We start from the raw sequence: 13,811 nt of genomic DNA on the forward strand, positions 1-13,811 counted from the left end.
TACGAATTAAAAAACCGACATAAAACCATCTTTTTATAGGTGGGCGAGAGCATCTGTCCATGCATAGAAGCGGTCAGTGCCTTTTCCTGCCACATGCGAAGTGAAAACAAAGGGAGAAAGCGAGTGGAAGCTCCTTTTTTTCTGCATAGCAGCAATCTATATGTCGGAAAATCAAAATGAATTCATATAATTTGATAACCAGAAATTCCACCTAGTATGAAAAGAAATAAGTTACTCGAATTGTAGTTGTCTGTGAAGAAACCAATAATCAGCCAACCAACAAATGCACCGAGAAAAAGTAGAGTAAGGTCTTTCAATTATATGCCTCCTATATGTTTTGTTACAGGAAAAGAACCAGCAGAAAAGTTTCTGTCTGGTTCACTGTAAATTATCGTACTATCGCTTTTTCATTCTGTAAAAACATCTCATCAAACTGCTTTGCCATTTCGAAATCGAGTTTTGTTAAGCCTTTTGCATTCCATGAAGACAATGTAATGATAACTGCTTTATACTGGATCAGGATAAATGGGTGGTGATTGCGTTCTTCTGATAGTTTGGCCGCTTCAGAAACAAATTCTACACCTTTTAAATAATCAGAGAACATATATTTTCGTTCAATCCATTTTTCATCTTTTATTGTCCATTTATTCAACTTCATTAACTCTTCTTGTACTTCTTCATTAGTTAGTCGTTGCATTATTTTTCACATCCTTTATTGGGAGTAAAGCAAGTCCATTATTGATTAAACGCTGCACAGCTTCATTATCTGTAAAGGATGAAAGTTGTTGAAACAATGTTGCACGTTCTGGCTTCTCCACATTATGTTCTTGTAACAACTCTAAAATTTCAAGTCGCAATAGCCATTCTTTTTTATAAAATCGTTCTAGTACGTGATAAATCGCGACAAGCTGTTCTGTGTGCTGCTCATGTAGTGAACCGTCACCCCGAATGTTACGAACTGTTTCGTACATGTTTTCTAGTTCTGATTGAATACGAGGTGCAGGTGTTGTTTCTTCTTCGTCATCCACCTGGAAGAATGCTGCTGGATCTGCTGCCCCAGGGAATACAGAAGTAATAGCCGAACCAACTACCATGTCAAATGTACCCCATGATGTATCAAATAATAAGCGGTCTTTCAGTGTTACTGTACAATTTGTAAACGAAATAACAGCGACTTTTTCCTTATTTCTAATTATATCGCTTACTGTTCCTGTTACGTGTACGTCACTTTTAAAAATAAGCTCAGCCCTATTACCAATAATGATTCCTAATGTGCGTAATTCTTCATCAGTACAAGACTCTAATGCGAGATCATTTTGCAATAAGCCAATTGGTGTACCGAAACCGTCTTGATGTACAGCTGTAGAGTGATTTTGCAATTGTGTATGGTGAATTGCTAATGCCGTTTGGCTATTTGTTTTCATATAAATTGCTTCGCCGTTTTCATCTTTAATGATTTCAGCGAGCGTTCCTGTAATTTGCAATCCGCTGTTTAGTTCTACTGTTGCTATATTTTCAGAGCGGAGTGCTTTATCTAAGCTTTCTGTACCGCCTAATTTGAATGCCATTGTTTTTGAGAATGCTTCAAGTGAATCAATAAGTTCTTCAAACGACTGACAAACAAAGAGTTGCGGCTGCATTTTCGTTACATCGTAAGTTGTTTGAATACATGCTTCAATGGAGAAAGGTACTTTTTTGACTGCATCAGTTAAACAATGCTTACTTTCACCAACAGAGGAAAGGAGACCAGCACCGTAAATTTTTGGTTTTTGCAGATCGCCAATTAGCCCGTATTCTACTGTCCACCAAAATAGACGTGAGATTTGTTCTGCTTCTGATAGACCGGAAATATGCTTTTGTTTTTCTGCTACTTCTTTTTCCGCTGCTATAACTTCTTCTGGAGTAGATGTGCGGCTTTCTTTTACAATCGTTAATTGGCGAATCGCTTCAAATAATTCGTGTTCTTCTTTTGTAGAGAAAGCTTTTGCTCCAATCTTCCCAAATAATTTCACGTACTTTGCATATGTAGGATCGAGTAAAATGGGGGCATGACCAGCTGCTTCGTGAACGATATCTGGAGCTGGTGTATACTCAATGTTTTCCACTTTGCGAATATCTGTCGCAATGGGAAGAAGGCCATGTCCTTGGAAATCAAAGAATGCTACGCCAGGAATTAATCCGTCAATTGTAACAGCGCCCCAACCGCTCGGTGCTAAACAATCATTCATTTCTTCTACCTTTGGAATGGAGTCTATGTTAATCCCGGAAGATTGCAATCCGTTTACATAAGCTGGATGTGCAACGTCTTTTAAAAAGTTATGATTTTGTCTCATAATGTAGCGCCATACAGCATGATCAACTGGTGTGTATTGATCGTAATGCTGCTTTGATACATACGGTTTTAAATGTGATGGAATTTCTGTTTTTTTTGTCATATATACATCCTCCTTTTAAATGAAAAAATAAGATGTTACATGTGGTATTGCACATCACTCCTTTCAAAATGATGTAAGCGCTTTTAATTTTATCACAAGATTCCGAATTGTTTAACATTTCTTTTGGTGCAAATAAAAAAAATTGTAGTACTAACTCACTTGTAATTTTTTTAGGTGAACGTGATAAAGATTTGTTTTTAATAAATGTTGCATACTCTTCGGTTGAGTAGCGAAATGCTATAAGAAAAAGATAGGGGATAATTATGGCAATGGAGCAAGAGATATTAGCATTATTAATACACGGGGCAACAATCTTTTTAATGTTGTCTTTTGTTATTGCTGCACTGCTATGGTGGAAAACAAAATGTAGTGTATATGGATGGTTTTTTAGTCATCTTATATTTCTAAGTTTTGGGATTGCAGCTTGGATACATATTTTACAAGAACCGCCTGTTGGAGAGAGGTTTGGGTCGGAATATAATTCACTTTATATTGGACTTTCCGGCTCATCATGGGGAATTAGCATGCTATTTTTCATAAAAGGAATGCAGAGAATTGCAAAGCTTATAAAGTGAGGTATTCATATGCTTAAGAATCTGTTTCAGTTTTTCATATTTGTTTTTGTTTTCTTTGGCGCGGTTTCAAGTAGTTATGCGGAAAGTGTACCAGTACAAGTCGCTTTTATTCGTAATCATAATCTTTGGATAAAAATAAATGGAAAAGAAAAGCAGGTAACAAAAGGAGAACATATCGCGAATCCAAAGTGGTTTCAATGGGCCCCGTCAAAAAATATTCTTGCATACATAGAAGGAGAAGGACGCTTTATCGTCGAAAATAAACATTTAAAATTAAAAGATCTTCCTGCTTTTAAGCAAACTACTTTCACTCCAAGAGGTTATGTTGATTGGGATTTTACTTGGAACGATAATACTTTGATTACAATTTCCAGAGCAAAGGAAGCAAAGTGGTCCAATGATCCAAAGCAACGTCCAAAGCCTTCACTATATCAAATCAATGTTGCGAATGCACAGCAACTTCAAATAACAACCCCATCAAAAGGATACGGAGATTATTATCCATACTATATTACACACAAAAATCAAATCCTATGGATACGCTCTAACGGAGAGCAAGCTGATATGTGGATTGCCAATGCAGACGGTTCACAAGCGAGAAAATGGATTCACAATATAGACGAAGCAGCAAACTATTATGAGAAACGAGATTGGGAAAATGTAGTATCGGTAAAAGAATAAAATATGCGTTCTCTGTTGGAAGAGACGCATATTAAAAGAGTGTATAGTTTGTCATAGATTTTTCGGCATTTATGCAGCGTTGTATCCATTGAATTTCATATTGTGAATGAGGTAAAATTCGATAAAAAAAGAGTTCACTTTGGATCACCTAAGTCTTTTATAAGATTTTCGCCATATAATATTCATTTCTGGGCTGTCCATCAACAATTACACCATATACTGCTTCACCTTCCATAACAAATCCCATCTTTTTATATAATGCAATCGCTCTTTCGTTATGAGACATGACTGTTAATTCTAGACGCAGTAATTGTTGTGCGCGGGCCCATCTTTCAATTTCATGAAGTAATTGTGTACCGATTCCTTGACCGCCATATTGCTGAAGTACGCCAATGACTAAATATGCAGCATGTTGCTTTCGCTTTACTGCTCCGCCTCGAGCAATTATATATCCAACAAGTTGCTCATCTTTCTCTGCTACTAGAAGCGTTGAATTATGAGGAGAGAGAAGAGATTGAATCATAGATTTTTGCTTTTCAATCGTAAAGTTTCGCTCATTAGGTTCAAATAACATAAAATCTGTTTCTTGATCAATGGTTTGACATAGTTTCAAAAAAGGAGCTGCCTCTGCTTCTATAATTTCGCGAATCATTGTTATCACTCATTTCTATTTTTATGTAACGTATTACATTCGTTGTATAGATGCTTAACTCCTGTAAGGTTGGAACTATCTTACTCTGTTTCCCCCTTAAATTTATATATACGTTGATCCTCTCTTTTACATAAAGAGAGGATTTTTTTGTAAAGAGGAGAAGGATAAAGTGAAGGAGAGAGTTCGTTTTAATATGAAATAGAAAGGGTTTTTATATGAAGCTTATTTTTGTAAGGCACGGAGAAGGAGAGCATACAAACAATCTGCCAGACAGTTTGCGAATGGAACACCCATCCCTTACAGATAAAGGGAGAGAGCAGGCATTAGCACTGCGAGAAAAACTGTCTCTATGTGAGAGTGATATATTGATTGCAAGCCCAACGATCCGAACATTACAGACAGCTACGATATGGAGTGAGCAAGTTGCTTGTAGGAGAGTTGTTCATCCGTATATTTCACCACGTATTTTTCCATATCGAGAAGGAGCAAGAACATTGCCTTGTGACAAGATGTTAAGTCAAAAGAATGTTCAACAGTTATTTCCTCAATTTTTATTAGCAGAAGAACGGAATGAAGAGTTATGGAGAAATGGGATTAATACGATTGTAGAGTCTGCATTTTATAAAGCTGCTAGTAGCTTCATAGAATGGTGTGAAACGTTAGAAGTATCACGTGTGGCAATTGTTTCTCATGATGGAACGATTACAGCATATAGGCAATATGTGATGAACCAGGTGTTGACGAGGGAAGATTTTTTAGAGGAGACCGGGGTATACGAGATAAAACTATAAGATATGGGGGAATTTCAATGAATGTTGCATTAGTAATTGGCTATGATTCTGGTAAGGAAGGTCAAGCGTTGCGAGAAGCTCTTGAGTATTTTGGAGCAAGAGTGGTGACATATTATATTGGAAGGCCAAAAGATTTTATCGATGTTCTTTCTGGAAAAAGTTTATATGAAGATATGGAGTATATTGTGTTATGTTTTCATGGCGATGAAGGAGAATTCATCATGGATGAGCTCGGAGAAGATGTGTATGAGGAGAATGAACCAAAAGGTAATTTTGGTGTAGCAGAAGTGAAGCAGTATGCAAGATTACATCATAGAAGTGTTATAAATAGTGGATGTACACTAGGGGATAAAGCATTAGCAGAAGCATTTTTAAATAGCGGTGCGAACGTGTATATAGGTTCAATAGATTATGTAGATGGGAATGCTGCGCTAATGTTCTTGATCCGTTTGTTTTATGGAATGATGAACCATGAACAAACGATTTATGCTGCATTTGAAGAAGCAAATTTGTTAGATGACGAAACGAGGACATTTCAATTATATACGTAATAAGAAAACGTGCTAATTTAAATTAGCACGTTTCTCTTGCAGGTATATGTTTGATGTCTGTTATTTAGTATTAGGGTGTTGTTTAAAAAATTCATCAACATACTGCATAAACTCTTTCGGCTGTTGACGAAACGGTGCATGTTCACCTTCTTCGATAATATGAAATGTACTGTTTTTTAAGAATTGATGATACGTTTCGCCTTTTTGCCAGGCAACGCTTTGATCGTGTCTTCCCCAAATAAGTAACGTTGGCAATTGGATTTCATCTGCGTTAAGGCGTAAACGACGCGGCCACATTTTGCCGAGCTCGTCATGATGTGCTGTATCGTCACGATTATTCTTTACCTCTTCTTCGCGAAATTCTTTCGGAGTAGAGACTGTATTTAAATCATTTGATAATTTGGGTTTTGGAGATCCTTTCCCGTGCTGTAAAGTTTCTGCTCCTATTGCATCCGTTAAAATAAGGTGAGTTACTGCATCTGGGTATAAGTACGTTAAATTTAAAGAAATTTCTCCGCCCATAGAGTGTCCTAATATAGCGAATGTATCATAGCCTAATTTTTTCATTAATTTATAATATAAGTTCGCTTGGTTTGGAAAGGAATAACGAAAATCCATCGGTTTTGAGGAATGACCGAAACCCAAAATATCGACAGCGATAACGGTATGATTTTTTGCTAAATCGGGATAAATATCACTAAATCCATTTGATGAACCTCCAAATCCATGAAGCATAAGTAAAGGTGGTTTATTTTTACCGATTTGTTTGAAGTAAATAGTTTGTCCATCAATTTCAATCATTTTTTCTTTCGTTTCTAGTTTCGTTTCAATTGTTTCTTTTACGTGAGTTGCTTGTTTTGTTTGCTTTTCGATTGTACTGCAGCTCGTTAATGTTGTGAGAATAATACAACTGAGCATGTAAAGCTTCCATCGTTTCAAAATGTTTTCCCCTTTCTAGCATAGTGCTGCATCCATCATGGCGAATATAAAATCACGCTTACCAGGGAGAGCTTCTCCGTTTTTGATCATGAAAGGAGAAAGCAGCGTTTCTTCAAACTCAAATGATAACAGTTTATCTCTAAAGCTTTTTTGTGTATGTGGAACATCAATACGAACGGTTCCGTTCCATTTGTTACATATGGATAGCAGTAAATGCAAGGCATCCTCTTCATTGCTAGCAATAAGGGGAGTAACACATAAGGTATCTCCTTTTCGGATACATAACGCGAAAGCTTCGAGTCTATCATTTTTTTCTATTTTTAATGCAAGGTGTGCTCTATGTAACAGAACTGAATACAGTTGAGGGCGATGAGCACTGCTTGCTATGTAATCGAATTGAATGAGTGCGTTAAGATCTTGACTGGTGATTGTATGAGTAGGAAAGGAAACCGGTGTTATTGTTGTCCTATTTCGTTCTAGTCGATGAATAGAAGTAACTGTAGTAAATCCATATGCATGATATAAAGGAGCACCAGCATCCGTTGCAATGAGTGTAACAGGTTGTAATGGCGGGACCTCTTTCATACAAATATTTAATAAAGAACCTCCTAATCCTTTTCGCTGAAAATCTGGATGCACAATAAGCATACCAAGAGAAGTAAATCCTGTTTTATATGGAAAAACAGCAATACAAGAGACGAGCTGACCTTCGTTATCATGCCCAAATAAAGTACCGACGGAAAGGAAGGTCTCGAATTGTTCCTTCATAAACGAAATATCGTGTAACCATCCTACAGCATCACAAAGAGATAATAGCTGTGAAATATCAGATTGATTTAATATTTTTACTTTCATATATTATCCCCCTTATATTTCCATGTGCTAATCCATTTTAGCATATGAATTTAAAACATTCAGTTTCACATGAAAAAATAATGCAAGGTCAAGAAATAAAGCGACAAAGAAATACACATTGTAACGATAATCACCAACAATTAACAAAACATTTACATTTTTCTAATTTTACCTTAACAGTTTTCCATTACAGTGGGTAATGGGAAATGAATTAACAATTTAGGGGGACTTATAAAGTGAAAAAATTTATGAAGAAAGCATGGCCATTTGCAGTTGTTTCATCGTTAGCACTTACTTCCGTTGTCACATGGAATATGACGCGTTCAGATGTCATTAAGGCGGATGAAAAAGAGAATGATGCAAAGATTAAAAATGTCATTGTCTTAATTGGAGATGGAATGGGACCTTCTTATATGACAGCACATCGTTATATGAAGGATAACCCAAAAACATTTGAAATGGAGCAAACGGAATTTGATAAACACCTTGTAGGAACACAGGTTACATATCCAGAAGATGAGCATCAAAATATTACAGACTCAGCTTCTGCAGCTACTGCAATGTCAGCAGGGGTTAAAACATATAATGCAGCTATAGCGGTGGATAATGATAAAACAAACGTGAAGACAGTACTAGAGCAAGCGAAAGAACGCGGGAAATCTACAGGTTTAGTTGCAACTTCTGAAATTACGCATGCAACGCCAGCAGCTTTCGGTGCACATGATGTGAGTCGAAAAAATATGGATGCAATTGGAAATGATTACTTCGATGAAAAAATTAACGGTAAGCATAAAGTAGACGTTCTTCTTGGCGGCGGTGTAAATAACTTTGTAAGAAAAGATCGCAATCTTACAGAAGAATTTAAAAAAGATGGTTATAGCTATGTAACGGATCGTCAGCAATTATTAAATGATAAGAGTGACCAAATTCTTGGTTTATTTGCACCAGGTGGTTTCGATAAGATGATTGACCGCAATGATAAAGCACCTTCTTTAGAAGAAATGACAAATGCAGCGATCGATCGTTTAAATAAAAACAAAAATGGTTTCTTCTTAATGGTAGAAGGTAGCCAAATTGACTGGGCTGGTCATGATAATGACGTAGTTGCAGCGATGAGTGAAATGGAAGACTTTGAAAGAGCATTTAAGGCAGCAATTGAGTTTGCGAAAAAAGATAAACATACATTAGTTGTCGCAACTGCTGACCATTCTACTGGCGGCTTCTCTCTTGGAACAAAAGGTGAGTACAACTTTGATGTAAAACCAATTAAAGCAGCAAAACGTACACCTGACTTTATGGCGGCTGAAATCGCTAAAGGAGCGAGTGTTGAAGAAACATTGAAAAAGTATATTGATTTAGAATTAACACCAGAAGAAATGAAGTCAGTAAATGATGTTGCACCGTCAAAAGACGTGACAAAAATTGATAATGCAATTGAAGCAATCTTTAATAAGCGTTCTTACACAGGATGGACAACAGAGGGGCATACTGGTGAAGATGTTGGTGTCTATGCATTTGGACCAGGAAAATACTTATTTGCTGGTGTTCAAGAAAATACAAATTTAGCAAAACGTGTATTTGATATTATTGGCGGCGGTGACCCAAATAAAGGTCGACGCTAATATGGAGAAAAAGCGGGGCTTCTTTGCCTTGCTTTTTCTTTTTGGAGGAGAGAGATGAAAAGAATACTAAAGACAGTGGGAATTGTAGGGATCATAAGTCTTCAATTATGCGGATGCAGCTCACAAGAAAAAGTGCAAAAAGATACAATAAAAAAGGAAGAAACGGTTTATAAAGAAGAAAAAAATAAAAAGATAACAAAGCTTATACCAGAGAAAGAAGAACAAGCAATTAAAAAGGTAATAGAGTCCTATATTCAAACAATAAATGAGAAAGACTTTGCAGGGCATATGGCACTATTTTCAACGAAATCATTAGGATTAGAGGATACAAAAGCTCAAAAACAAGCAAAGTTTCAAAATAAGAATAAAAAAATCGCCCTAGTGGATTTTAATGTAGAAAACTTTGAAGGAGAGTATGCTGTTGTAGAAACAAAAGAGAAAGAAGAATCTATTCAAAAGAAAGTGCGTTACACCGTAGGGAAAGAAAATGATGTATGGAAGATAGAAGATGTGCGTGTGATTGGGGAAGGATAAAGTGAAACTTCCATCAGTGGGGGGCTTCATCCCCCACTGATGGAAAGCCCGCCCAATCAGACTTTTACGGGCAGTTTTCTTCTCTGCTCTTTTCCAGCCTTTACTGCCCACGAATAGCGGGATAAAAAAGAAGTTCTCTAAAATAGAGAACTTCTTTTACACAGGTAATAAAATGCGCTCGGAACACGCTTCAATTTCATCAATATCTTGACGGATAGATGCCATCTTATTGTCTAGTTCTTCAGCCTTCATAGCAGCATCATGTAATTCATTTTTTAAATACTCAGGGATATTTCCTTCATATTTATAGTACATTTTATGTTCTAAACTTGCCCAGAAATCCATTGCTAATGTGCGTAATTGTATTTCTGCAAAAACATCTTGTGTTCCTGAATTTAATGCTAATGGATACTTAATAATCATATGGAGACTTTTATAGCCGTTTGGTTTTGGCGTTTCAATATAATCTTTAACTTCTACGATTTCCATATCTGTTCGTTTTTCTATCACTTTTTTTAAATAATAAATATCCTCCACAAAACAACATGTAATTCGAATACCGATAATATCGAATAACTGATGTTGGGCGTTTTCGACAGTTGGTGCTAAGTTTTTTCGTTCTAGCTTTTTAATAATACTTTTTGGTTGTTTTAATCGTGTTTTTATATGTTCAAACGGGTTGTAGTCTTCTAGAAACTGAGCTTCCCGGTTCATAATTTCGAATTTTGTTTTCAGTTCTTCAAGAGCAAATGTATACGGTAATACAAATGCTTTCCAATAGTCAACTGTTGTTTGGTTATACTCCATTTTCTACACACCTTTTTCTTATTTGGAAAATAAGGTTGTTTATACTAAATACCAAATCATATACGCACATGCTGCGAATGATGAGATCATAAAGCGATAACGTGTTTTCATTACATGTCCCTCCTTTGTTATGGAATTTATTGTATGTAAACTCTGTATACTCCTTATACTAATCGATTGATGTGAATTTCGTATGAACTAATTGTTTCAGTTTTTTGTCTTTTTTGTATTATTTTCAATACGCTTTGATTTTGAGGTACTTTTACTCTCTAATTAGGAAAAGTGATAAAACTACAATTCAAGTATATATCCAAGTTAAAAAAACGACATAAAAACCCCTTTTTTTAGAGGAGGACGAGAGCATCTGGCCATGCATAGAAGCTATATTACAAAGAAAAACAAGCGAAATAACCCAGAACGTATTGAACTAAAAAAATATTGCCCGCGGTTAAAGCGAGTAACATTGCATCGTGAAACGAAGTAGACGACTAGGAATTCTAGTCGTTTTTTTGTTGGGAGGGATTACGATCTTTTTAGGGAATCCATAATTCCTACTAATCCCATTTATACAAAAAAAAGATAATTTTGTGTGATATGATATAAATGTATTTTTTACCATAGGGGGAATATGATGAATCAAGTAGATAGGAAAAGAGTGCAACAAGTAGCACATATCGTTGCAATTCCACATGATTATATACTTGTTGTTGATGATGAAAAACTAAATGAAGGTGTTCATTTATTATGGTGGGAGAAACAGGAGAATCCTGAAGGATACATTCAAGTTTGTTTCCGAAAAGAAACAGGAGAGTTAATGGAATTATCTATACATAAAGAATGCGCCTCAAAGAAGCTAAGTGTAAGTAAAGAGCAAGGAAAAATCATTGCGGATGCATTTTTGCAGCAGCATGCACCGCATACATATAAAGAATGTACAGTTATTTATATAAATGAAAGAAAAGAGAGTATAGTGATTGAATATAGGCAGGAAGTAAGTGGATATTCATTACCTCGAACAGGTTTTGTAGTAGAAGTTGATGTAGATGGGAATGTTATTAAATTTAGAAACGAGGGCATAAAGAAAAAACCATCGTGGCCTAGTTCTATTGTGGAGAAAGAAGTTGTGACAAAGCAGTTGAAGCGAAGACAGAGTATGGAGCCTGTCTTTATCCAGCTTTCGAATTCGTTGTTTGAATGGGAGGATGGCGAAATAGAAGAAGGTTATTATCTTGTATATGAACCGATTCCTGCACATGCTTTTATTGATGTACATACTGGAGAAGACTGGCATGATCGTAATCATTATGTGATTGAAACAAAAGAATTGCCAGCTTTAAGTGAGAAACCGCAACTAGAAGAAAATATTGATCGGTTATTGAATATTGATAAGAATGTCATGACGAAAGTACGTGAAGAAGAAGGGAAAGCAGAGAAGACAATTGTTTGGGCGAAGTTACCAGATAAACAAGAGGATGCAGAAGGAAATGACAAATCTTTCGATGCGTACTGGAAGAAAACGTTTCATATGTTTCAGTATGAAATGTCGATTATCGTGAAAACGGATAAAGAAACAAATGAGTTGCTTGAATACAATGAATGGGGAAACCGCCACGGAAAACCTGTATTAACTCGTGAACAATGTTTTGAAAAGGCGCTGCAATTTCTAGGAAAGGTTCTTCCAAATTATGAGCAACATCTTCGCGTTTGGAGCAATCAAGATGATCCAGCTGAAGAAGATCCAGGACACTTTCATTTTTACGTATATGTAAATGGTGTTCGAATAGAAGGTGAGCTGGTGCGCGTCGTTGTAGATGGAGAAACCGGCCACATAAGAGCGTATAGTGGTACGCCGCAAAGTCTTATTCAAAAGCTGCTCACTTATGACAAGGAAGCGAAAGTGAGTGAAGAGCAAGCGTTAGAGCGATATTGCCATTCCCTTCAGGCAGAATTAAGGTGGTTTGAGGAAAGTGAACAAGAGCCCCCTCAGTATCGACTTATTTATAGTCAAACAACAGTAGAAAACAATGAAGAGTACAATGGGGATTATAGCAATAGACGAGAAATTCGCTATATAGATGCGAGTACAGGAAAAGCAATTTGGTGGAAAGTTTGAAATGACTGTATTTAGATAAGGAATGTTTTTCGCTTTGTCTATAAAGCTGTACAGACACAAACACCCCCTCGCCGACATACATATAGTAAAGACCACTATTTTTGCGGAGGTGAAGAGGTTGAGTCTGTTCGCCGCAATTGGATATATGATTCGTGAAATGTTTGTTTTTGTATCGTATGTCAAAAATAATGCATTTCCACAGCCGTTGTCGCCTGATGAGGAAAGGAAATACTTAGAGCTTATGGAGCAAGGGGATGCGCATGCAAGAAATCTCCTCATCGAACATAATTTACGTCTTGTGGCACATATTGTGAAGAAATTTGAAAATACAGGAGAAGATGCAGAAGATTTAATTTCCATCGGTACGATTGGCTTAATTAAAGCAATTGAAAGCTATTCGCAAGGAAAAGGAACAAAACTCGCAACATATGCAGCTCGTTGTATTGAAAATGAGATTTTAATGCATTTACGTGTATTAAAGAAAACGAAAAAAGACGTTTCTCTTCATGACCCAATTGGACAGGACAAAGAAGGGAATGAGATTTCCTTAATTGATATTTTAAAATCAGAATCAGAAGATGTAATCGATACGATTCAATTGAGTATGGAACTTGAGAAAATTAAAGAGTACATTGATATATTAGATGAACGGGAAAAAGAAGTCATTGTGAACCGATTTGGTCTTGGCATGGAGAAAGAAAAAACGCAGCGCGAGATTGCGAAGGCACTAGGTATATCGCGGAGCTATGTATCGCGTATTGAGAAGCGGGCGTTAATGAAGATGTTTCATGAATTTGTTCGTGCGGAGAAGGAGAAGAAGGGGAAATATTAAGGATAATTAGCACGGCTGTGGTAGATTCACAGCCGTATTTTTTTGTTCTATATTTTACAAGTTTATAATTTTAGCTGCGAAGGTAACTCGTGTTGATGAGCGGAAAACACAATTACTTTGATGACAATGTTGTTCAGGATAAAAATTTAGTGAAATAAAAAGTAATGAATAAAAGGAAAAATCCCTGGGGGACAGGGATTTACTAAGGGAGATATTATTATCGAGCAATGTCGAAATTTGGCATGTTCAACAAATTAATATTATCACGAATTTTCAGGATATAGCGATAGTGAATGTGTCAAAAGTGTGTACGGGTTGCATATAAAAGTGTTATTTGCGCGACACGTTTCCTTATAAATGTGTAAGCATGAAGTAGGAGGGTTATCAACTTGATAACAACAACTGATTGACTGAAAGTAGGAAT

At 36.3% G+C, this 13,811-nt stretch carries 15 protein-coding genes and 1 pseudogene; 9 read left to right on the forward strand and 7 right to left on the reverse strand.

The window, feature by feature from the left end:
* Positions 1-182: 182 nt before the first annotated feature.
* The 3 genes from Q9306_RS23400 to Q9306_RS23410 all read right to left on the reverse strand — a co-directional run bounded on the left by Q9306_RS23400 (position 183) and on the right by Q9306_RS23410 (position 2,435).
* Positions 183-317: a tRNA U-34 5-methylaminomethyl-2-thiouridine biosynthesis protein gene (locus tag Q9306_RS23400; RefSeq protein WP_306202855.1), complete on the reverse strand. Its 135-nt coding sequence runs from the start codon at positions 315-317 to the stop codon at positions 183-185.
* A gap of 71 nt (positions 318-388) precedes the next feature.
* A complete protein-coding gene (locus Q9306_RS23405; protein WP_306202883.1) occupies positions 389-700 on the reverse strand; it encodes a 4a-hydroxytetrahydrobiopterin dehydratase in 312 nt (103 codons plus the stop codon).
* Positions 681-2,435: an aromatic amino acid hydroxylase gene (locus Q9306_RS23410; RefSeq protein WP_306202857.1), complete on the reverse strand. Its 1,755-nt coding sequence runs from the start codon at positions 2,433-2,435 to the stop codon at positions 681-683. Before Q9306_RS23410 ends, Q9306_RS23405 begins: the two co-directional genes overlap by 20 nt.
* A gap of 263 nt (positions 2,436-2,698) precedes the next feature.
* Here Q9306_RS23410 and Q9306_RS23415 point away from each other — a divergent pair, with 263 nt between their 5' ends.
* Both Q9306_RS23415 and Q9306_RS23420 read left to right on the forward strand, forming a co-directional pair.
* Complete coding sequence (locus Q9306_RS23415; RefSeq protein WP_306202859.1) at positions 2,699-3,010, forward strand: hypothetical protein; 312 nt, start codon at positions 2,699-2,701, stop codon at positions 3,008-3,010.
* 9 nt (positions 3,011-3,019) lie between these two features.
* Positions 3,020-3,691 (forward strand): hypothetical protein, encoded by a 672-nt coding sequence (locus Q9306_RS23420; RefSeq protein ID WP_306202861.1) that lies wholly within the window; start codon positions 3,020-3,022, stop codon positions 3,689-3,691.
* Positions 3,692-3,848: 157 nt separating this feature from the next.
* Here Q9306_RS23420 and Q9306_RS23425 read toward each other — a convergent pair whose 3' ends face one another.
* Positions 3,849-4,343, reverse strand: coding sequence for a GNAT family N-acetyltransferase (locus tag Q9306_RS23425; RefSeq protein ID WP_306202863.1), 495 nt, complete (start codon positions 4,341-4,343; stop codon positions 3,849-3,851).
* Positions 4,344-4,558: 215 nt separating this feature from the next.
* On the opposite strand from Q9306_RS23425, the gene Q9306_RS23430 reads away from it, so the two are divergent.
* Together Q9306_RS23430 and Q9306_RS23435 are read left to right on the forward strand one after the other, a co-directional pair.
* Complete coding sequence (locus Q9306_RS23430) at positions 4,559-5,134, forward strand: histidine phosphatase family protein (RefSeq protein ID WP_306202865.1); 576 nt, start codon at positions 4,559-4,561, stop codon at positions 5,132-5,134.
* Positions 5,135-5,151: 17 nt separating this feature from the next.
* Complete coding sequence (locus Q9306_RS23435; RefSeq protein WP_306202867.1) at positions 5,152-5,685, forward strand: delta-aminolevulinic acid dehydratase; 534 nt, start codon at positions 5,152-5,154, stop codon at positions 5,683-5,685.
* Between the two features lie 60 nt (positions 5,686-5,745).
* Here the strand turns inward: Q9306_RS23435 and Q9306_RS23440 are convergent, their stop codons facing one another.
* On the reverse strand, positions 5,746-6,624 hold the full coding sequence (locus Q9306_RS23440; protein WP_306202869.1) for an alpha/beta fold hydrolase: 879 nt from the start codon (positions 6,622-6,624) through the stop codon (positions 5,746-5,748).
* Positions 6,625-6,639: 15 nt separating this feature from the next.
* A complete protein-coding gene (locus Q9306_RS23445) occupies positions 6,640-7,479 on the reverse strand; it encodes a GNAT family N-acetyltransferase (RefSeq protein WP_306202872.1) in 840 nt (279 codons plus the stop codon).
* Positions 7,480-7,715: 236 nt separating this feature from the next.
* On the opposite strand from Q9306_RS23445, the gene Q9306_RS23450 reads away from it, so the two are divergent.
* Complete coding sequence (locus tag Q9306_RS23450; RefSeq protein WP_306202874.1) at positions 7,716-9,101, forward strand: alkaline phosphatase; 1,386 nt, start codon at positions 7,716-7,718, stop codon at positions 9,099-9,101.
* Between the two features lie 54 nt (positions 9,102-9,155).
* Positions 9,156-9,635, forward strand: a complete 480-nt coding sequence (locus Q9306_RS23455) for a Cif family virulence factor (protein ID WP_306202876.1) — start codon at positions 9,156-9,158, stop codon at positions 9,633-9,635.
* 156 nt (positions 9,636-9,791) lie between these two features.
* Here Q9306_RS23455 and Q9306_RS23460 read toward each other — a convergent pair whose 3' ends face one another.
* Entirely contained in the window at positions 9,792-10,442 is a 651-nt protein-coding gene (locus Q9306_RS23460) for a GTP pyrophosphokinase (RefSeq protein WP_306202878.1), read from the reverse strand.
* Between the two features lie 376 nt (positions 10,443-10,818).
* Between Q9306_RS23460 and rpmG the strand changes: the two are divergent.
* The 3 genes and pseudogenes from rpmG to sigK form a co-directional block, all read left to right on the forward strand.
* Positions 10,819-10,926, forward strand: a pseudogene (rpmG, locus tag Q9306_RS23465) (50S ribosomal protein L33); the annotation flags it as partial.
* A 147-nt stretch (positions 10,927-11,073) separates the two neighbouring features.
* Entirely contained in the window at positions 11,074-12,555 is a 1,482-nt protein-coding gene (locus Q9306_RS23470; protein ID WP_306202880.1) for a YcdB/YcdC domain-containing protein, read from the forward strand.
* A 118-nt stretch (positions 12,556-12,673) separates the two neighbouring features.
* Positions 12,674-13,387 (forward strand): RNA polymerase sporulation sigma factor SigK, encoded by a 714-nt coding sequence (sigK, locus tag Q9306_RS23475; protein WP_035429877.1) that lies wholly within the window; start codon positions 12,674-12,676, stop codon positions 13,385-13,387.
* Positions 13,388-13,811: the final 424 nt, after the last annotated feature.

The sequence above is a fragment of the Bacillus multifaciens genome (assembly GCF_030756675.1).
In the GTDB taxonomy this organism is placed as follows: Bacteria; Bacillota; Bacilli; order Bacillales; family Bacillaceae_G; genus Bacillus_A; species Bacillus_A multifaciens.

Bases quoted from the DNA above. Each gene is read 5' to 3' on its own strand.
- Q9306_RS23470 (WP_306202880.1), top strand. From the start codon at position 11,074: ATGAATCAAGTAGATAGGAAAAGAGTGCAACAAGTAGCACATATCGTT.
- Q9306_RS23425 (WP_306202863.1), bottom strand. From the start codon at position 4,343: ATGATTCGCGAAATTATAGAAGCAGAGGCAGCTCCTTTTTTGAAACTA.
- Q9306_RS23460 (WP_306202878.1), bottom strand. From the start codon at position 10,442: ATGGAGTATAACCAAACAACAGTTGACTATTGGAAAGCATTTGTATTA.
- Q9306_RS23415 (WP_306202859.1), top strand. From the start codon at position 2,699: ATGGCAATGGAGCAAGAGATATTAGCATTATTAATACACGGGGCAACA.
- Q9306_RS23430 (WP_306202865.1), top strand. From the start codon at position 4,559: ATGAAGCTTATTTTTGTAAGGCACGGAGAAGGAGAGCATACAAACAAT.
- Q9306_RS23435 (WP_306202867.1), top strand. From the start codon at position 5,152: ATGAATGTTGCATTAGTAATTGGCTATGATTCTGGTAAGGAAGGTCAA.
- Q9306_RS23455 (WP_306202876.1), top strand. From the start codon at position 9,156: ATGAAAAGAATACTAAAGACAGTGGGAATTGTAGGGATCATAAGTCTT.
- Q9306_RS23445 (WP_306202872.1), bottom strand. From the start codon at position 7,479: ATGAAAGTAAAAATATTAAATCAATCTGATATTTCACAGCTATTATCT.
- Q9306_RS23410 (WP_306202857.1), bottom strand. From the start codon at position 2,435: ATGACAAAAAAAACAGAAATTCCATCACATTTAAAACCGTATGTATCA.
- Q9306_RS23420 (WP_306202861.1), top strand. From the start codon at position 3,020: ATGCTTAAGAATCTGTTTCAGTTTTTCATATTTGTTTTTGTTTTCTTT.